This is a genomic window from Bifidobacterium sp. MSTE12, assembly GCF_000513015.1.
GTDB lineage: Bacteria > Actinomycetota > Actinomycetes > Actinomycetales > Bifidobacteriaceae > Bifidobacterium > Bifidobacterium dentium.
In genome coordinates, this window is record NZ_AZYA01000007.1 from 96,282 (window position 1) to 116,088 (window position 19,807).

At 59.5% G+C, this 19,807-nt stretch carries 16 protein-coding genes and 1 tRNA gene; 14 read left to right on the forward strand and 3 right to left on the reverse strand.

Going from position 1 to position 19,807, the window contains the following annotated elements; genetic code table 11:
• Positions 1–54 precede the first annotated feature (54 nt).
• The 3 genes from HMPREF1494_RS01205 to dapC all read left to right on the forward strand — a co-directional run bounded on the left by HMPREF1494_RS01205 (position 55) and on the right by dapC (position 3,163).
• Positions 55–1,554 carry an amino acid permease gene (locus HMPREF1494_RS01205; protein ID WP_003837407.1) on the forward strand — a complete coding sequence of 500 codons (1,500 nt, stop codon included), beginning with the start codon at positions 55–57 and terminating at the stop codon, positions 1,552–1,554.
• Positions 1,555–1,586: 32 nt separating this feature from the next.
• Positions 1,587–1,907: a ferredoxin gene (gene fdxA / locus HMPREF1494_RS01210; RefSeq protein ID WP_003837405.1), complete on the forward strand. Its 321-nt coding sequence runs from the start codon at positions 1,587–1,589 to the stop codon at positions 1,905–1,907.
• Between the two features lie 107 nt (positions 1,908–2,014).
• A complete protein-coding gene (gene dapC, locus HMPREF1494_RS01215; RefSeq protein ID WP_034518661.1) occupies positions 2,015–3,163 on the forward strand; it encodes a succinyldiaminopimelate transaminase in 1,149 nt (382 codons plus the stop codon).
• Here the strand turns inward: dapC and dinB are convergent.
• Complete coding sequence (gene dinB, locus HMPREF1494_RS01220; protein ID WP_034518665.1) at positions 3,160–4,452, reverse strand: DNA polymerase IV; 1,293 nt, start codon at positions 4,450–4,452, stop codon at positions 3,160–3,162. The two genes, dapC and dinB, sit on opposite strands and share 4 nt — an antisense overlap.
• A gap of 135 nt (positions 4,453–4,587) precedes the next feature.
• On the opposite strand from dinB, the gene HMPREF1494_RS01225 reads away from it, so the two are divergent.
• The 9 genes from HMPREF1494_RS01225 to rpsI all read left to right on the forward strand — a co-directional run bounded on the left by HMPREF1494_RS01225 (position 4,588) and on the right by rpsI (position 13,263).
• Positions 4,588–5,505: an EamA family transporter gene (locus HMPREF1494_RS01225; protein WP_003837399.1), complete on the forward strand. Its 918-nt coding sequence runs from the start codon at positions 4,588–4,590 to the stop codon at positions 5,503–5,505.
• Between the two features lie 181 nt (positions 5,506–5,686).
• A tRNA-Ser gene (locus tag HMPREF1494_RS01230) sits at positions 5,687–5,774 on the forward strand.
• Between the two features lie 39 nt (positions 5,775–5,813).
• Positions 5,814–7,346 carry a CapA family protein gene (locus HMPREF1494_RS01235; protein ID WP_034518668.1) on the forward strand — a complete coding sequence of 511 codons (1,533 nt, stop codon included), beginning with the start codon at positions 5,814–5,816 and terminating at the stop codon, positions 7,344–7,346.
• Between the two features lie 78 nt (positions 7,347–7,424).
• A complete protein-coding gene (locus HMPREF1494_RS01240) occupies positions 7,425–8,414 on the forward strand; it encodes a D-2-hydroxyacid dehydrogenase family protein (RefSeq protein ID WP_003837396.1) in 990 nt (329 codons plus the stop codon).
• A 34-nt stretch (positions 8,415–8,448) separates the two neighbouring features.
• A complete protein-coding gene (locus HMPREF1494_RS01245) occupies positions 8,449–9,087 on the forward strand; it encodes a YigZ family protein (RefSeq protein WP_034518671.1) in 639 nt (212 codons plus the stop codon).
• A gap of 34 nt (positions 9,088–9,121) precedes the next feature.
• Positions 9,122–9,793, forward strand: coding sequence for an AbrB family transcriptional regulator (locus HMPREF1494_RS01250; RefSeq protein ID WP_034518672.1), 672 nt, complete (start codon positions 9,122–9,124; stop codon positions 9,791–9,793).
• Positions 9,794–9,870: 77 nt separating this feature from the next.
• Entirely contained in the window at positions 9,871–12,033 is a 2,163-nt protein-coding gene (malQ, locus tag HMPREF1494_RS01255; RefSeq protein ID WP_034518674.1) for a 4-alpha-glucanotransferase, read from the forward strand.
• A gap of 268 nt (positions 12,034–12,301) precedes the next feature.
• Positions 12,302–12,751, forward strand: coding sequence for a 50S ribosomal protein L13 (gene rplM, locus HMPREF1494_RS01260; protein WP_003837389.1), 450 nt, complete (start codon positions 12,302–12,304; stop codon positions 12,749–12,751).
• A 20-nt stretch (positions 12,752–12,771) separates the two neighbouring features.
• Positions 12,772–13,263: a 30S ribosomal protein S9 gene (gene rpsI, locus HMPREF1494_RS01265; protein ID WP_034518678.1), complete on the forward strand. Its 492-nt coding sequence runs from the start codon at positions 12,772–12,774 to the stop codon at positions 13,261–13,263.
• A gap of 70 nt (positions 13,264–13,333) precedes the next feature.
• Here rpsI and glgX read toward each other — a convergent pair whose 3' ends face one another.
• Entirely contained in the window at positions 13,334–15,784 is a 2,451-nt protein-coding gene (gene glgX, locus HMPREF1494_RS01270) for a glycogen debranching protein GlgX (RefSeq protein WP_034518681.1), read from the reverse strand.
• A 266-nt stretch (positions 15,785–16,050) separates the two neighbouring features.
• Between glgX and HMPREF1494_RS01275 the strand changes: the two genes are divergently transcribed.
• Positions 16,051–17,055, forward strand: coding sequence for a zinc-dependent alcohol dehydrogenase family protein (locus tag HMPREF1494_RS01275; protein ID WP_003837381.1), 1,005 nt, complete (start codon positions 16,051–16,053; stop codon positions 17,053–17,055).
• Positions 17,056–17,245: 190 nt separating this feature from the next.
• Positions 17,246–18,577, forward strand: a complete 1,332-nt coding sequence (locus HMPREF1494_RS01280) for an MFS transporter (RefSeq protein ID WP_003845128.1) — start codon at positions 17,246–17,248, stop codon at positions 18,575–18,577.
• An 8-nt stretch (positions 18,578–18,585) separates the two neighbouring features.
• Here HMPREF1494_RS01280 and HMPREF1494_RS01285 read toward each other — a convergent pair whose 3' ends face one another.
• Positions 18,586–19,722 (reverse strand): ROK family transcriptional regulator, encoded by a 1,137-nt coding sequence (locus HMPREF1494_RS01285; protein WP_192917630.1) that lies wholly within the window; start codon positions 19,720–19,722, stop codon positions 18,586–18,588.
• Between the last annotated feature and the right edge of the window lie 85 nt (positions 19,723–19,807).

Consider the following 19,807-nt stretch of genomic DNA (forward strand, 5'->3'; position numbering starts at 1 on the left):
GCCCCTTGTCGAGAGCGGCCGGAATGACCGGCCGTATGGAGGAAGGGGATTGCGGTGAACGTATTCCGTAAGAAATCCGTCGAGCAAACCATTGCGGAAACAGGCGAGTCGGGGCGTTCCCTCAAACGTGACCTCACTTGGTGGGATCTGGCCATCATGGGCGTGGCCGTGGCCGTCGGAGCGGGCATCTTCTCCATCGGAGCCCAGGCTGCGGCTTTCCACGCCGGACCGGCCGTGATCATCAGCTTCCTGATCGCGGGCATCGTGTGCGGTGCGGCCGTAATGTGCTACGCCGAATTCGCATCGATGATTCCGGTGGCAGGTTCCGCCTACACCTTCACCTATACCACGGTGGGTGAGATCATCGCGTGGGTGATCGGTTGGGATCTGATTCTGGAAATGCTCATGGCGGGCTCCGTCGTCTCCAAATACTGGGGCGTGTACCTGAATGACTTCTTCCGGTTGATCGGCTGGAACATCAATACCAACATCGCCATCGGATCGTTCAACTTCGACGTGGCGCCGCTGATCATCGTAGCCTTCTTCACCGCGCTGCTCGTGCTCGGCACCAAGATCGGCGCCCGCGTGGATGGGGCGCTGACCGTGCTGAAGATCGCCATCGTACTGTTTGTGGTGGTCGTCGGATTCTTCTATATCAAGGCCGACAACTTCACTCCGTTCATCCCGCCGAGCGAGCCAGCCGCATCCTCTGATTCCGGCGTGAGCGCCGTGATGAACCAGCCGTTGTGGCAGTGGGCCACCGGCATGACCCCGAGCATCTATGGCGTGGCCGGCATCATTTCCGGCGCGGCGCTCGTGTTCTTCGCCTTCCTCGGTTTCGACGTGGTCGCCACCACGTCCGAAGAGGCCATTAACCCGAAACGAAACGTACCGTTGGGCATCGGCGTGGGCATGGGCCTGATCATCGTGCTGTACACGCTCGTCGCCATCGTCACCACAGGCATGGTCTCCTATAAGGATCTCGCCAAGCAGGCGAGTCCGTCGCTGGCCACCGCCTTCGAAATGGTCGGTGCCAACTGGGCCGCCAAAATCATCAGCTTCGGCATCGTGATCGGTCTGGCCACCGTGGTGATGGTGCTGCTGCTGGGGCTTACGCGCGTGGTGTTCGCCATGAGCCGTGACGGCTTGCTGCCGCGTGGATTGAGCCATACCGGCAAGCATGGCACTCCGGTCCGTCTGCAGGTCATCGTGGGCGTGGTCATGGCACTGATCGCCGCATGCTCCGACGTCGACGTGCTTGCCGACATGGTGAATATCGGCACGTTGTCGGCGTTTACGCTGGTCGCGATTTCCGTTCCGATCATGCGCAGAAAGCGTCCCGATCTGAAACGTACGTTCAGGATGCCCGGCAATCCGTGGATTCCGATTCTCATTGCACTCGCCAATGTGTGGCTGATGCTCAACCTGAGTGTGCTCACCTGGATCCGTTTCGTGGTATGGCTTCTGGTCGGTTTCGCCATCTATTTCGGCTACGGCTACCGTCATGCCTGTCTCGGCACCGGCGAATTGGATGTTGCCCGAGAGCAAGAGTAGTCTGGAACAGTCAAGTTTGTAAGGAGGTAACCATGCCGTACGTGATCGCTCAGCCTTGCGTCGATGTCAAAGACAAGGCATGTGTGGATGAATGCCCGGTTGATTGCATCTATGAGGGTTCCCGCTCCCTGTACATCAATCCGAATGAGTGCGTGGATTGCGGCGCATGCGAGCCGGTGTGCCCGACCGAGGCCATTTTCTATGAGGATGATCTGCCCGACGAGTGGGCTTGGTACAAGGATGCCGCCGTCAGCTTCTTCGCCGAGGTCGGCGATCTGGGCGGCGCTTCCGCAGCGGGTCCGATCGGTAAGGATCCCGAACAGGTGGCGGCACTGCCCCCTCAGAATCAGTGAGACTTTCCGTCTCCATTTGCTTTGTCGAAGGCCGTCACGTCGAGTGGCGGCCTTTCGTCGTATGCTGGAACGAGTATCGCAGCGCACTGACGTAAGGAGTTCCACGGATGGGTTTTCATGAGTTTTCGTCACCGTACGATTGGTCACGGATTGCCTCCTTCAAGCGTACGGCGAAGGCCGCATTCGGTGGCATGGTCGACTTGTCCGTAGGCTCGCCGGTCGACCCGGTGCCGGATTCGGTGCGCAAGGCGCTTGGTGCGGCTTCAAACGATCCGAACGCCTACGGATACCCGGTCACCGCCGGCACCGCCGATCTGCGTTCCGCCATCGCCGAATGGTTCGCGGCGGCGCGCAATGTCGATCTGACGGCGATTGATGCGGACGTGGTGCCGACCGTCGGCTCCAAGGAGGGGGTGGCGCTGATGGCCTCCCTGCTGCACTTGGGTGTGGGTGACGTGGTGGTGCAGCCGAAGGTCTCCTACCCGACTTATGAGATTGGCACCCAGTTGGCCGGTGCCAAAGTGCTCAAGGTCGATGACGTGGCCGATGTGGAATCCTGGAAGGATGTGCCGGGCGTCAAGGCCATATGGGTGAACTCGCCATGCAATCCGACCGGTGCGGTGCTTGCCGCCGAGCAGATGGCCGCAATCGTGGCGGCCGCGCGTGGCATCGGGGCCGTGGTGCTTTCCGACGAATGCTATGCGTTGATGCAGTGGGGAAACGTGGATGTCGAAGCGGATGCGGACACTCTCGCATCCACGCCATGCGCCCTGCGCCCGGATGTGTGCGGCGGCTCCGCGCAAGGCGTGCTTGTGTTGTATTCCTTGAGCAAGCAGTCCAATATGGCCGGCTATCGTACGGCGTTCATTGCCGGTGACAAGTCGTTGATCGTACCGATGACCGCGTATCGCAAGCAGATCGGGCAGATCATTCCCGGACCGGTACAGGCTGCCATGGCCGTGGGACTTCGCGATCTGGAGTCGGTCAAAGCGCAGCGCAAACGGTATGCGAATCGTCTCGGCATATTGGTGAGTGCGTTGCGCGCCTACGGGTACTGCACCGATATGCCCGACGGGGCCTTGTACGTGTGGGTGAAGGCCAAGTCCGGCGACTGTTGGAAAGACATGGAGCAACTTGCCCGGATCGGCATCATCGCGAGTCCCGGCGAATTCTATGGGGCTCCGGAATATTTGCGGTTCTCCGCCACCGCCGGTGACGCCGCCATCGCTGACGCCGCCGAACGTCTGGCCCGCTAGATGCCGAAACTGGCGATGTCGTCGCCGTATTTGCGCCGGACCGCGTCCAGCGCCTGCTCGGCTCCACGCAGGCGTTCGGTTTTCGGCTCCTTCCTGCGGGTGTCGCAATCCTGCGCCGTGTCTTCTTCCTCCAGCAGGTCCTCCAGCGACGGCTGAATGATGGCGGAACCGGCTTCGACCAGTCCGCTGGCGCTCATGCCGGCCAAACGTATCGGACGGGGCAACGAAATCGCATGCGCCGAGCCGGACTCCATGCCCATCATCCGCAACAGCAGGTCGACGCATTGCGGATACAGCACGCTCGCCATATCCGTCGGCCGTTCCATGGTGCGTCCCTTCGTGGTGTAGCTCAAATCCGGAAAGCGCAGCTTCACCATCACCTTGCGTGCCATCAGTCTGCGCCGACGCAACGTGCTCGCCACCTCATCGCAGCAATGCCGCAACATCGAACATACCTGCCGCATATCCTGCGTATCCGTGTCGAACGTACGCTCCGAGCCTATCGACTTTTCCGGTGTGTACGGCGTGACCGGGCGGTCATCCAAACCATGTGACGCCATATACAGCCCGTGCGCGGCAATCGTCGAACCCGTGGCCTCGGCCAAGGTCGTTTCATCCATCCTCGCCACATCGGCAACCGAATTGATGCCCCACGTACGTAGCCGTCGTTCGAGTGATGGCCCGATACCCGGAATGCCACGCAGCGGCATCATCTGCACGAATTCGGCATGCCGGGCCAGGGGAATCATCAGCATGCCGTTCGGTTTGGCGTTCGTCGACGCCATTTTCGCAACCAGTTTGTTCGCCGCGATACCGACGGAACAGGTCACGTGGTAGCGTGCGGCGACCTGTTCGCGAATCCACGCGCCGATTGCGGAAGCGGTGCGCCAGCGTAGCAGTGCGCCGGAAACGTCCATATAGCATTCATCCACCGACACCTGTTCGATCCGATCGGTGATTCGACTGAACACCTCGGTGAAGATACGTCGTGACATCGCGCGGTAATACTGCATGTCGACCGGCAGGAAAATGCCGTTCGGGCACAATTGATGCGCTCGCGAGCTCGCCATGGCCGAATTGATGCCGTATGCGCGCGCCTCATAGCTGGCCGCCGACACCACCGACCGGTTGCCGGTGCCGATGATGACCGGCTTGCCCGCATATTCCGGGTGCCGTGCCACTTCCAGTGAGGCGTAGAAGGCGTCCATGTCGATATGCAGCACCGTACAGCCGGTCTCGTCGTGACCCCAGTTACGTTTGGCCGCTGCGATTCGTGGTGCCGTGCTCATGGTTCCATGATAGGCGATTTCCGCCGCTGATTGAAACAGATGTTCGAATATGGTGTGATCGTCACATCGTGTTGCGTTGCGTGTCGTTGTTTGACCGTTCCGTGAGTACGCTGGTGCCTCGTGAAGAGAGTCATCATGACGGCGCTGAACCGTCTACCGATCGTCGTCATCGCCATTTGCGAAGCAGTGATGATCTATACCGCCACCGGCGTGGCCAAAGTGGCGTTCACCCAATTGGACGCAGTGTACGCCGCATGGTACCGCGTCGGTTTCATGGCCCTGATGCTACTGGCCTGGCGTAAGCCTTGGAAGGCCGACAGGCGCGATTCATTGCCGGGAACCCGCAGGGACTGGACCCTGCTGGCGGGTTTCGGCGCGGCTTTGGTGTTGATGAACACCATGTATTATGTGGCGATCAGCAATATGGATATCGGCATCGCCACCGCCATCGAATTCATCGGACCTCTTGGCGTGGCCGTCATCACCGGGCATAGTTGGCGCGAGCGCGTCGGCATCGGCATTGCGGCCTGTGGCGTGGTGCTGCTGGCCGGCATCTCGCTTGGCGGCGAGAACGGCGGCAGCTTCCTGATCGGCCTGATCGCCATTCTGATCGGCGGTTCCATGTGGGGCTGCTATATCGTGCTCGGAGGCAAAGTCGCGACCAAGGGTCATCCAATCGACATGCTGTGCTGGGGTACCGTGCTTGGTTGGCTGATGCAGTCGGTGTTCCTGGCTCCGGGCGCCATCGCCCATCTGGCCAGGCCCAAGGCCGACGCGACCTGGGTGCACGCCTCGTGGGGCGTTGCGGCGTTGCTGGCATTGCTGTTCCTGGTGTCGCTGTTCGGTTCGTTCCTGCCGTATCTGACCGATCAGGTGGTGATGCGACGCATTCCGTCCGCACGCTATTCCGTGGTGCAGTCCATCAATCCCGCCATGGCCACGTTCATCGCCCTCGCTTTCGGTGAGGTCCCGACATTGGGGGAGTGTGCAGGCATCGCATTGGTGATTGTGGCGGTGATCGTCACGTTCTCCGGAGATGAGAATCCCGCGTAGAGGCCGGGTCGTCAGATGGTCGCGGGCCAATTTTTCGTGCCGATGTGGCGTCAGTGTGCGTCTCGTGTCGTGCGAAATCACGCCAACGGCTTACGATTTTTCCGGTTTCTGGTGTTTTGCCTCCAGATAGATGCTATAGTTACATGCTGTTGCGTCGTGACAACGTCACAGTCGCAACAGTGGAGTCATGCCTGAGTGGCCGATAGGGGCACCCTGCTAAGGTGTTAGTCGTGTTTAGCGGCTCGAGGGTTCGAATCCCTCTGACTCCGCCCTGAGGGTTTTCGGAGCAATCCGGAAGCCCTTTTTTCATGCCAAAACGGCGGAATATCAACGTTTTCAAGCTATGGAACGCAAGTGGTGACCGTCCGTCGCATTCCACCGAAGTCAACGTTTCAGGTATCTCAACACCGCGGTTCGCCGCGCTTTTCGATATTCTTGAACAAGAGAGAATATCGAAGAAGAAGGGTACGGCCATGCGTATCAGAAAAGATGCCTTGCATGCATCCAATCCGGAATTGCTGACAGCCGGCAGGCGCAGGATCGCAATGGTTGCGGCAATCATCATCATCGCCGTGCTGGCGGTCGGAGGGTGGTTCGTAGTACAGCAGGTGCGCTCGCAGGAGACGACTCATGTGGCGGATCCGGCAACGACGTCCACACGGCAATCGCAGGCAAAGGCGACGGCGAAGCAGACCGAGGCGACGGAACATCACGGCAACTCCCCGGATTGCCCGGATACGGACTGCATCGCCATGCTCGTCAACGGCGACCTGCTGTTCCATGAGGGGCTGTGGAATAATTTTGCGAGTGCCAACACCGCGGCCACCGATGGCACGGCCTTCGATTTCACCAGCCTGTTTGAGCCGATGCGTAAATATATCGATGCCTCCGACATCGCGGTGTGCGAGTTTGAGACCCCGATCGCCCAACGCGGCGGTCCGTATACCGGCTATCCGGTGTTCAACATTCCGCCGGAGGTCGCCGATGCCGCCAAGAACGTCGGCTATCGTGCCTGCACGCATGCGTCGAACCATTCATGGGACCAGGGTGCTGATGGCATCTCGCGCCTGTGGGACACCTTGGAGGCCGACGGCATCGCGCAGACCGGCTCTTACAAGACCGAAGAGGATTCCACCAAGCCGCTCGTCATCGACTCGCCGACCGGTGGCGGCAAACTCGGCCTGATCTCGGGAACGGTGTCGTTGAATGCGCAGACTCCTGATTTCGATTGGCGTGTCGATCGGTTGCGTGAGGCGAGCGATCCCAATCATCAGGCCGATATCGACAAAGCCGTGGCCAAGGCGAAGGCCGCGCGCGAACAGGGAGCCGACGTGGTGGCCATCGCCATGCACTCGGTGCAGGAGTATCTGGACTATGCCGATTCGTGGCAACAGTCCGAAGCGCATGAACTGGCCGATACCGGTGCATTCGACGTGATCTACGGCGCCGGATGCCACTGCGCACAGCCCATCGAGAACTACAACGGCACCTGGATTATCTACGGCCTGGGCAATGCGGTGACCGTGACCTCCTACATTCCCGGCAACGAGGTCAACAATCAGGGTGTGACCGCCCGCGTGCAGTTCGCCGGCAAGAAAGGCGTGGCCGGTTCCTGGCGCGTCAGCCGCATCGACTGGATTCCGACCGCCAACATGCGGCAGGGGCAGTACCAGTGGTGCTCGCTCGCCAGCGACCATCCCGACGGCACATGCTGGAACGACGCCGAGGATGCGAACCAACGGCAACGCATATGGAACGTCATCTACTCCATGGGAGCCGACCAGAACGTTGTACGGGAATGGAACATCACCACGGAGCAGACGACTTCTTCCGGGAAATAGCATTGTGACAGAATATGCCACGTAATCGTAACGTCGTCATCGTAATGTCGCCGTAAGTTGCGTGGAAAGGAACCATATATGGTCGAAATCGTTGAGACCCAGCCGGAACGCACCGATCTGCCGCTGGTCGTCATGCCGGTGGTCGTTGCATCCATGATCGAACCGTTCAAGCGGTGTTTCGGACTGCTGGAAAATGTTGCACGAGTGCGCATGTATGAGGATTTCACATTGGATGAGGACACCATCGTGGCCCGTTGCGACGGAGCCGACGCCGTTATGGTGATCGGCTTCCACTGCACCGACTCGATTCTCGAACGCACCCATGCCAAGTGCTACGCGTTTGGCGGCACTGGCGTGGCCAGCTACATCAATCTTGAGAAGGCCAAGGCGCAAGGCATCCGTGTCTGCAATGTGGTGCATTACGGCGACCATGCCGTCGCCGAACACACCATGGCATTGCTGATGGAGCTCACACGTCATGTCGGACAGCTTGACCGCGAGGTCAAGGCGGGCGACTGGGCCGGCAACGACGGCTACGAACTGTTCGGCAAGAAGCTCGGCATCATCGGCCTCGGCGGCATCGGCCAGACTGTGGCCCGTATCGCAAACGCCTACGGCATGAAGGTCTCCGCATGGAACTCGCATGTGCCCGAACAGGTGCTTACCGACTGCAACGTCACTCCGGTCGACGACATGAACGAGCTGATCGCCGGCAGCGACGTCGTGTCCATCCACATGCCGCTGCTCGACTCCACGCGCGGCATCATCACCGCCGAAAACCTCGAGGCGTTAAGGCCCGGCACCTTGTTCGTCAACACGGCACGCGCCGAAATCCTCGAACCCGGAGCACTGCTCAAGCGTCTGGAACGTGGCGATATTCCCGCCGCACTCGACGTATTCGAGCATGAGCCGCTCGGCGCCGATGACCCGCTGTGCCGGATTCCCGGCATCGTGCTCACCCCGCACACCGCATGGCGTACCGATGGCGCATACGTCGGCATCACCGAGCAGGTCGTGCAGTCCGTCGCCGCATTCTTCAGGGGCGAGGATTTCAACGTCGTCGTCTGATCGTCAGGTCGGCTGAATCGGGTAGGTTGAAGGCATGCAGACCATACTTGATTCCGCCGATCGGCCGGCGCATGACGCGTTCGTCGAAAAGAAGTCGGAATTCATCGGTGACGCCTGTCATATCGATTCGTTGGATGATGCGCTCGCCTTCGTCGCGATGATTCGTGAGAAGCATCCGAAGGCCCGTCATGTTGCCTATGCCGCGGTCTGCGGCGGTTCCGACGGTCGTCTTGCGGAACGGATGAGTGATGACGGTGAGCCGTCCGGCACCGCAGGCAAGCCGATTCTCGATGTGCTGCGCGCCAATGAGATGACCGACTGCGTGGTTGCCGTCACTCGCTATTTCGGCGGAATCCTGCTCGGCTCGGGCGGGCTTATCCGAGCCTATTCGACCGGCGCGTCCATTGCGGTGAAAGCGGCGAGCAAGGCGAGGATCGTACCGTGCGGGGAATACCGGATAGTGCTGGATTACCCGCAGCTCGGCAGCTTCCAGAATCTGCTGGCGTCAGTGCAGGGCGAGCAGGTCGACGCGCAGTATACGGATCGCATCGCAATGCGTGTGATCGTACCGCAGGAGCATGCCGCGACCTTTGAATCCCGCATGATTGAGACGTTCAACGCGGCCGTCACGCCGGAATTGGTCGGTACGACCAACCGTCCGGTCAAGCTGTGAGCTTTCGATTACGGTATGGCGTAAGGTGAAGACTATGACTGATGCCGAGAACATCGAACATGCCGAGCATGCCGGAAACGACACCGCCGAACGGGCGGATGTGCAGGCGGTTCCCACCGATTTCGAACCGTTGACCGCCACGTATGAGCGTCTTCGCCACTCCACCGATGCCGCCGAGCTGAGCGAATTCGCCCGACGTCCGTTGCCGGACCGTGCTGAACAGGCCGCATTCTCGCGTGCCACCGCACTGCTGGAGGCCGTGGCCGGCAATCCGCATACTCCGTTGGAGGATCGCATCTTCCTGGCCGAAACCATGCCGTTCCCGAACATTCTGGTCAAACTGTCCACCGACGCATCCGTTGAGGTGCGCAAGGCCGTGGCGGGCAACGCCGATGACAAGAACTGGCTGGTAGGCCGCCTCACCAAGGACGAATCCGCGGAGGTGAGGGACATCGCCCTGCGGAACAAGCGCACATCTTGGAAGATGCGCCTTGAAGGGGCGCAGGATCCGAACATGGATACGCAAACCCTTGACTTTCTCGGCGCGCTCGGCACCGAACTCGAGCCGAAAGCCCCTGCGGTATTGGCTTCCATGGTGCGTAGGGCAGTGGCGCTCAACCCGAACACGTCTCCGGCGATGCTCGCCAAGCTTGCCGAAGATCCCTCCGGAGAGGTGGTCCGGGCCGCGCAATCGCGTCGTGCATGACGAATCGTATTGAATACGTTGTCATTTCGTGAGGAAAGTACGCGTGGCGCACGTTGAAAGGTTCTAGACTGTTGCTTATGACAGAACAGACCGAAAACGCAACGCGTCTCGCCCGGCCGCTCATTCGTCTGGCCAAGTTGGTCGGCGTCGCCACCAGCTATGTGGGCATGAGCCATGATTACCATGAAATCGAAGACGATGTTCTGGTGGCGGTGCTCAAGGCGCTTGGTATCGACGCTTCCAACGATGGGGCGATCGAACAGTCCATGGAATCCATTCTTCGCGACCGCCGTTCACGGCTGGTGGCACCCACGGTGCTGCACACGGTGGGCAAGCCGAGCAAGGTGCTGGTCAACGTCGGCGTCCTCGAGGCGCCGCAGGCCAGCATCACGTTGGAGGATGGCAGTGAATTCGCGGGGAAGATCGCCTATGGTGCCGGTGACGGCTCCATCCATGAGATTGACGACACGTTCGTCTCCACTTCTTCGGTGATATTGCCGGAGGGCCTACCGGCCGGATACCATACCCTGCATGTACGGGTGGGGGAGCGCACCCAGGATGCAACCGTTATCAGCGCTCCGGAAAAGATCGAACTGCTCGATGACATGAAGGAAGGCTCCCTGTGGGGTTGGATGAGTCAGCTGTACTCCATCCGTTCCAACGGCTCTTGGGGCGTGGGCGACTATGAGGATCTCAAGACCCTGTTGGTCGAATCCAAGAGAAGGACCGGTGCCGACTTCATGCTCATCAATCCGATGCATGCCGCCGAACCGGTGCCGCCGTTGACGCCGTCGCCGTACCTGCCGATCTCCCGTCGCTTCATCAACTTCAGCTACATTCGCCCCGAATCCGTGCCGGAATATGCCACGCTGAACCCTGATGGCAAGAAGCAGGTCGACGAGTTGCATGCGCGTGTCGAACCGCTCAACGGCGATGCGCAGGTCATCGACCGCGACGCCATGTGGCGGGCCAAGATGCACGCGTTGTGGATCATCTTCACATCCGGACGTACCGCCGAACGTCAGGCGCAGTTCAAGGAATACCTGGCCGGTTGCGGCGACGAGCTCGAATCCTATGCCACGTGGTGCCTGTGCTACGACAAATGGGGCGCGCCCAATGGCAGGCCCGACAATTGGGAGCGTATGTTCAACCGCGATTCCGTCGAGATTCGGGAATTGCGCGACCGGTTCCCCGATACGCTCGAGTTCTACCGCTGGCTCGAATGGGTGGCCACCGAGCAGCTTCATGCGGCGCAGCAGGCCGCACGCGAGGCCGGCATGAAGATCGGCATCGTCGCCGACATGGCCGTGGGCGTGCATCCGTCCGGCTCCGACGTGTGGTGGAATCCGGAACGTTTCGCCAAGGGTGCCACGGTCGGCGCCCCGCCGGACATGTTCAACCAGCAGGGCCAGGATTGGAGCCAGCCGCCATTGAACCCGATCGCTCTGGAGCGGACCGGCTACAAAGTGTACCGGGACATGGTGCATGGCATGTTCGCCAATGCCGGTGCCGTGCGCATCGACCATATTCTCGGTCTGTTCCGTTTGTGGTGGATTCCGGAAGGCAAGAAGGCCACCGACGGCACCTACGTGTACTACGATTCCGACGTCATGCTTGGCGTATTGGCGCTTGAGGCTTCGCGCGCCGGTGGCGTGGTGGTAGGCGAGGACCTCGGCGTGGTGCCGCCGTATGTGTCCAAGTCGCTGTCCGCACATGGCATTCTTGGCTGTGCCGTGGAATGGTTCGAGCAGTTCGATGGCGAGTTCCGTGCGCCGCATGATTGGCGCCCGTATGCATTGGCCTCCGTCAACACGCACGACATGCCGCCGGCGGCCGGCTATCTCGAATACGGCCACGTCAAGCTACGTGAGCAGCTGGGCCTGCTGTCCGGGCCGGTGGAGGAATTCCAGGCCTCCGCGACCGCCGAGCACAACGCCATGCTGAACATGCTCGTCGAGGAGGGGTATCTCGACAAGGCGACCCTGCGGGATGAGCTCGCCAACGAAAACGAGATCGTCGATGCGCTGTACCGCGGGCTCAAGGGCTCGCCATGCAAGCTCATGGCCGCCTCCATCGTCGACGCGGTCGGCGAAAAGCGTACGCAGAACCAGCCGGGCACGAACAACGAGTATCCGAACTGGCGTATCCCGTTGGCTGACGGCAAGGGCAATCTCGTGCCCTTGGAAGAGTTGTTCGACCAACCGCGTCTTCAGGAGATTGCCGCCATCATGCGCGGCTGATTCCGGACGGGTCGGGCATGGGGTGTCCGCCGGTGCGATGCCGGTGGGCACCCCTTGCATTTCGTGTTGCCGAATGTCAAGGCTGGCGATACACTAGTAGATTGTTGTGTTTCCCTACGGGGTCCTTCAAAGCGCTTTTCCCACTCGCCATCGAGGACTTTCAGGGAGCCCACGGATAATGAGACCCGAAAACGGCACCATTGCAACGCCTAACCAACGTTCGGCGCGGTCGGAGGGTCCGGAACACAATATATAGAAAAGGTACATCGTGAAAACTTTCACTCCGAAGCCAGCTGATCTGACTCACGACTGGTACATCATCGACGCCACCGACGTGGTGCTCGGCCGTCTTTCCTCCCAGGCAGCCATCCTGCTGCGTGGCAAGAACAAGCCGACCTACGCTCCGCACGCCGATTCCGGTAACCACGTGATCATCATCAATGCCGACAAGATCGCTCTGACCGGCAACAAGATGGGCAAGGAACTGTACAAGCACTCCGGTCGTCCGGGTGGTCTGCGTCGCGATAGCTACGCCGAACTTCTGGAAAAGGATCCTGAGCGCATCATCCGTTCCGCTATCAAGGGCATGCTGCCGAAGAACCGTCTGGCCAAGGTGCAGCTGGGTCGCCTGCGCATCTTCCGTGGTGCCGAGCATCCGCACACCGCACAGCAGCCGCAGGTTTTCGAGATCGCTCAGGTCTCGCAGCAGGCTAAGTGAACCGAAGGGAGATAAGAAACATGGCTGAAAACACCAACAACTCCGCGGTTCTCGAGACCGAAGAGGAGCTCACCTCGTACACCACCGAAACCAACGCTGGCGCTGGCACCGGCACTTCCGCCATCGCTCTGGGCTACGGCACCGGTCGTCGCAAGGAAGCCGTCGCTCGCGTTCGTCTGGTTCCGGGCACCGGCAAGTGGACCATCAACGGTCGCACCCTGGAAGAGTACTTCCCGGCCAAGCTGCTGCAGCGTGAGGTCAACTCCCCGATCGTTCTGCTCAAGCTCGAAGGCAAGTTCGACGCTATCGTCCTCGTTGATGGTGGCGGCACCACCGGTCAGGCCGGTGCAATCCGCCTGGGCGTTGCCCGCGCGCTGAACGCCATCGATCGTGATGCGAACCGCGCCACCCTGAAGAAGGCTGGCTTCCTGACCCGCGACGCCCGCGTCGTGGAACGCAAGAAGGCCGGTCTGCACAAGGCTCGTCGCGCTCCGCAGTTCTCGAAGCGCTAAAGCTTTACGGCTTGTACGAAGCCCCTCGAAGGATTCGTTCCTTCGAGGGGCTTCCTCGTTATGAGTGCGGTCAGTCGGCGGATATCTGCCGCATCACGCTGATGCTCAACGCCGGAATCGTCCATAGGGTCGGATCATCAGCGCCTTCGGCATCATAGATGTCTTCGGGTACGGCTCCGTCGTTCACGTCGGCATGCCAGTACATCATGTTCAGACGATGCAGATGATCGCTGAAACGACCCGCCGGCTTGTTTTCCGATTCCTCATTCAGTTCGGCCACACGATCCACCGACGTACCTTGGCCGGGGTATTCTCCTGAAACTTCGGCGGAGGACCACACCATCTCCCACTCCTTGTCGGCCGGCAGATGGAAACGGGAGATTTCGTCGGAACCGTTGATCAGAATCATCAGGCCCGATCCATCGGGAGAGAGCAGCTGCATGGCAAAGGTGCGTACCGCTGGATTCGTCCAATCGGCGTCATGTGGGGCATGGCCGCTCGGCAGGAACCAGTGCACACGATCGGAACGCTTGAGCAGTCCGATTTTGCTCAATCTGGTGAAGAAATCCTCATGATCATACAGATCGCGGGATTTGCGCAACGCAATCAGACGCGACACCAGATCGAACTGCTTGAGTTCCGGCGTCTGCTCGGTGCTGTACAACCAGTCCCAATCCAGCCATGTGGTCGGATTGTCTTGCATGTAGGCATTGTTATTGCCGTTCTGCGAATTGCCGAATTCGTCTCCGGAGAGCAACATCGGCGTGCCCAACGACAGGAGCAGCATGCCGAGCATGTTCGCCATGGCCCGTTCGCGCTGCTGAATGATGATGGGGTCGTCGCTGGGACCCTCATAACCGAAATTGACCGAATGATTGTCGTTCGTACCGTCGCGGTTGTCTTCGCCGTTGCGCTCATTGTGCTTGTGGCGGTAGCGCGTAAGATCGGCCATGGTAAAACCGTCATGGCAGGCCACGTAATTCACGGATGCGGTCGAGCCACGTCCGGGATCGGTGGCGAATAGGTCGGCCGAACCGCACAGACGAGTGGCCATCTCCTGCATGGTCACCACGCCGGATTCGCCGCCTCGATTACGTTCCACATCGGTCAGCCAGAACTTGCGTGTGGTATCGCGGAACCGGTCGTTCCATTCGGCGAACGGAATGCCGAACTGGCCGGTGCGCCAGCCTCCCGGACCGACGTCCCAAGGTTCCATGATCATCTTCAGATTGCCCAGCAGCATGTCGGAGCGCAGGGCGTACAGGAACGGGTGGTAACTGGTGAAATCGCCGTCGAGACGGGCCAACGTGGCCGCCAGGTCGAAGCGGAAGCCGTCGATGCCGATGCGTTTGGCCCAGTAGCGCAGGGAATCCACCGCGAAGGTGACGACATGCGTGTTGGTGAAGTCGAGTGTATTGCCGCATCCGGTGGTGTCGTACAGGCGACTGATCTTCTCCTTGTTGCGCCTGTAGTAGGAGAGGTTGTCGAGACCGCGCCAGCAGATGGTGGGGCCTTCCGGACCGGATTCGCAGGTGTGGTTGTAGACCACGTCCATGATCACTTCGAAGCCCGCTTCGTGCAGTGCGCGCACCATGTCGATGACCTCTTTGCGAACGGCGGCCGCTCCCGCCTCCTGCGCGGCCCTAGTGGCGTACGAAGGCTCCGGGGCGAAGTATCCCAATGTGGAATAGCCCCAATAATTGGTACGGCCGCGTTCCTGCAGGAACAGTTCCGGTTGCTTGGCCTGAATCGGCATCAATTCGATGGAGGTCACGCCCAGATCCTGCAGATAGGAGAGCGTCGAGGGGTGGGCCAGGCCCGCATAGGTGCCGCGTAGCTCTTTCGGCAACCATGGTGCGTTGGCGGTGAAACCCTTGACGTGCAGCTCATAGATGATGGTTTTGCTCCAAGCCACATGCGGATGCGAGGGCTCGCCCTCATGTTTGTTCGCATCGCGATCGTCGATGGCCACGGAAACCGGCATATGGCCCAGTGAGTCAACGGTGCTCATCGGGCCGAACGGCGAACCTTTGACCTTGCCGTTCATGATTTCGCATGCGTAGGCGAATGCACCCGGATTAAGTTTCATCGAGCCATCGATGCCTTTTGCATAAGGGTCGAGCAGCAGCTTGTATGGATTGAAGCTCACGCCGTGGTTCGGGTCCCATGGGCCGTTCACGCGGTAGCCGTAATGCATGCCGTCCCATGCCTTGGGTATGTGCACGTACCATAAGCCGTAATTCGGGCCGTCCATCATGAACAGCGTCTCCCGCAGATTGAGCGAGGGGATGCGTCTGGTACAGATCTTCTGCGATTGCGCCTGTTCGATGAACGAGATGTCCGGCTCGTTGAACAGGCGTACCGCTTCGGCGTAGAAGGCACTGGGTTGGTCGAGGGGTTCAAGCACGCAGAACCACACCTGATCCGCCGTTTCGGAACGGACTACTGCGTCCGCGCCACCATCGTCGGTGAAGTAGAGACCAGGTCGGGTTGCGTAACGATGCAAGGGTGGGTTTCTCATAGACCTATTGTAAGCGACGACAGTCGTCAAACATTTGACGAAAGGGGTATGTCTGTCACATCGTTACGCACCTCGGCGTTCGGACTTGCGTGCTCGGCGGAAAACGGCTGAATGCCGGTGGTATGCATTGGTCGAGGTACTGCGACACACTTTATAAATAACTTTATGAAAAGAAATTTGCAAAACAATTTAAAAAAGCGTATAGTCATGGGCTATCAGGCGGAACAATCTGTCGGACATCACTTTCAAGGTGGAAAGGAACAATCATGAAGGCTCTGGTACTTACCGGCGTCAAGGAATTCGAGATCCAAGATCTGGCCACTCCCGAGATACTGCCGAATGAGGTGCTGATCAACACCGCATATGCGGGTGTGTGCGGTACCGATCACGATCTGTATGCGGGCCGTCCTGGCTCCGCCGCAGCCGTGCCGCCGATCGTGCTGGGGCATGAGAACTCGGGCGTCGTTGCCGCGATCGGTGCTGAGGTCACCAACGTCAAGGTCGGCGATCGGGTGGCCGTCGATCCGAACATCTACTGCGGTCAATGCGAGTACTGCCTTACTCAGCGTCCGGAACTGTGTGACCATCTGAGCGCCGTCGGCGTCACCCGTGACGGTGGTCTGGCCGAGCAGTTCACCGCTCCGGCCACCGTGGTCTATGCGCTGCCCGACAATGTCTCCCTGCGCGACGCCGCCGCCATCGAGCCCGTTTCCTGTGCGGTGCATGGCCTTGATTTGCTCAAGCTTCACCCGTACCAGAAGGCTTTGGTCATCGGTGACGGCTTCATGGGGCAGATTTTCGCTCAGCTGCTGCAGGCCTACGGTGTGCATCGGGTCGACCTGGCGGGCATCTTCGACGAGAAGTTGGAACGCAACAAGTCGCAGTTCGGCGTTACCGAAACCTACAATACGACCCGTGAGCAGATTCCGTCCGAGGCCTATGACGTCATCATCGAGGCCGTTGGACTTCCGGCAACGCAGGCGCAGGCCATCAGTGCCGCGAAGAAGGGAGCCCAGGTGCTGATGTTCGGCGTCGGCCCGCAGGAAGCCCATTTCGAAATGAACACCTATGACATCTACAAGAAGCAGTTGACCATCCAAGGGTCCTTCATTAACCCGTTGACGTTCCGTGACGCCATCTCGCTGGTGTCTTCGGGCAAGATGAACATCGGCGGACTGATCAGCCACGAGCTCGGGCTCGAAGAGGTGCAGGATTTCCTCGATGGCAAGATTTCCGGTGTTTCCAAGGCCGTCGTCGCAATCGGCGACTGACCTCATAAAGGGGTATGGCTCCCGGATGATCGGGCATGGCCGCCGTGTATCCTCTGCTGCGACGGCCATCGCTACCCCACCTACAAGATTGGGGGATACGGCGATGAGGCCGTGGCTCCCCATCCAAACCCTTAATGACGATTCGGACGATTTCCTCAATGTTGCATGGAAATCGAGTAAAGGTGCTCACATGATCGGTATTCTTGAACGACTGGGCGTTCCTCGTTCGTTGATGCTTGGTTTTCTTGCCGTCGCAATCTTTATGACCGGTGATGGTTTCGAACTGACGTTCCTGTCGAAATTCATGGTGGACCAGGGATTCGCCTCATCCCAGGCCTCACTGTTAGTGACTATATATGGCCTGTTCGCGGCGCTCGGTGGATGGTCCGCCGGTGTACTGGCCGAGATGTTCGGTGCGCGCAGGGTCATGCTGTTCGGTGCATGCTGGTGGATCGGCATCCATCTGCTGTTCCTCGGCGTTGCCATCCCCAGCCACGTCTACCTGTTGATTCTCGGTCTGTATGCGTTGCGAGGCATCGGGTACCCGCTGTTCATCTACAGCTTCGTAGTGTTGATGGCGCAATACATCTCCCCGGCCAGGCTGGCTTCGGCCACAGGCTTCTTCTGGACCTGCTTCTCCCTGGGCATCGGCGTGTTCGGTGCCTATCTGCCAAGTTTCATCATGCCGGTTTTCGGCGAATATAAGACCTTCTGGTTCGCATTGCCCTTCTCCGTCGTCGGCACGGTCATGTGCTTCTTCTTCGTGCCGAAGAATAAGATCGTCAAAGGTGAGGGCTTGAGCCGCAAGGAGCAGCTGAAGGAACTGACCGAAGGCGCCACCATCCTTGTCACGAATCGCAAGATCCTCATCTGCGCCATCATCCGCATCATCAACAATCTGCTGCTATACGGCTTCCCGGTCATCATGCCGCTGTACCTGTGCACCGCGCACAACGGTGGCATCAACATCTTCAAAACCGAGGAATGGATGCGCATCTGGGGATTCGTATTCGTGGTCACACTGATCTTCAACACCTTCTGGGGTTGGTTCATGGACCGTTTCGGCTGGGTGTGGCCGATGCGTTGGTTCGGGTGTGCGGTGCTCGCCGTCGGTTCCGTGGCCTTCTATTACATACCGCAATGGTTCGGTGCGAATGCGTTGATGATGATCGTCGCGGCGATCATCGTCGGTATCGGTACCTGCGCCTTCTCGTCGCTTCCGACCATCATGACGTTGTATGCCGGCGAAGGCAAGCAGGGCGCGGCTCTTTCCGCATACAATCTTGCCGCAGGCCTCACCACATTCGCAGGCCCCGGCATTGCGACGATATTGTTGCCGACCATCGGCTATGGCGGTGTGTGCTGGACCTATGCCGCGCTCTACGTGCTGGCATTCGTGCTGACGCTGTGTATCCGCCCGAAGCAGCCCGGCTTCGACGGCCACGGGCATCGCATCAGGCATACGGCTTCGCCAAGGGTCCTCGTGGAAGAGATCGAGAAAGTCGCGCAGGCCGCCGCCTGATTCGCCGATCAGGCGGCGTGGCCGCAAATCTCGTCGATGAAGGTCTGCACGAAACGCAATGCCGCACCGATTTCGTTCTGGTTGTCCAGGCACAGACTCTTACGTAGCGTGAAATGATCGGTGTGGAAAGCGCTGCGTTCCTCGACGAGTCTTTTAAGGGTGGTGACATCGTCATCGTCGAGATAGTGCGCGGCTTCGCCGCCGATGATGATATCGCCGGCCAACATGGATCGAATGTTGCGGATGGCTTGCGCCACGTTGCCAAGCCATCCATTAAACCGTTGCCGGTGCTCCTGTTCACCCTGTTCAAGTACGCTGAAGAAGCCGGATAGGCTTTCGCCGTCTTCGGTCAGGGCCTCGGGGGAGCAGTAGACATCCATGCAACCGCGCTGCCCGCAGTAGCATTCACCTCCATCCGGCACCAGCGTCATATGCTCAATGGTGCCATTGCAGAGATTCGGCCCTTGGTAGAGTTGGCCGTCAACGATGACGGCTCCGCCCGAACGCATTTCGAGATACACGCATACGGCATCGGTGAGCGAATGGTCAAACCACAGTTCGGCCATGGCCGCGGCATCGGAATCGTGGATCATGATGCATGGAAACTTCACGTTTTGCGCGATGACGTCAAGCCGAAGTCCGGTATTGCCCATGATATTGCCGAAGGTGATGGTCTGTCCGTCCGCGGAGACGATGCCTTGGATGCTGAAAGCCACACCGAGAACGTTGTCGTCGTTCCTCTCGACGCCTGCGGCGAAAGCGTTGATGATGACGCCCATCTGTTGGTAGTAGATGTCGGTGTTGTGGTAGGGCAGGAGCTTGAACTTGCGCGAGATGACGTTGCCGCCAAGGTCGACCGCGCACAGAGTCAACCCGTTGGCACGCATGGTCACGCCGATTGCGATCTTCGCCCTGCAGACGAAGGCGAAGGTCTGTGCCTTGCGTCCGCCGGTGGATTCGAGTTGCTCGCCTTTACGGATGAGGCCTTCGACTTCCAGCGTGCGTAGATTCTGTGTGATGGTGGGCAAACTCAGGTTCAGTTCGCGTTCCAGCATCTGCTTTGTGGCAGGGCCTTTGGAATACAGGTACGCCGTGATGGCGCGTTTGTTGAGTTCCTTGACGGATGCGGGAGGCGTCGTCTTCATCATTGAGCTCCATTCGTATTCCATGATGCAAAGTCTGGGAATTATTCTACTTTAGAAAAGTGTTTTCAAGAAGTTGTGGTGTTTT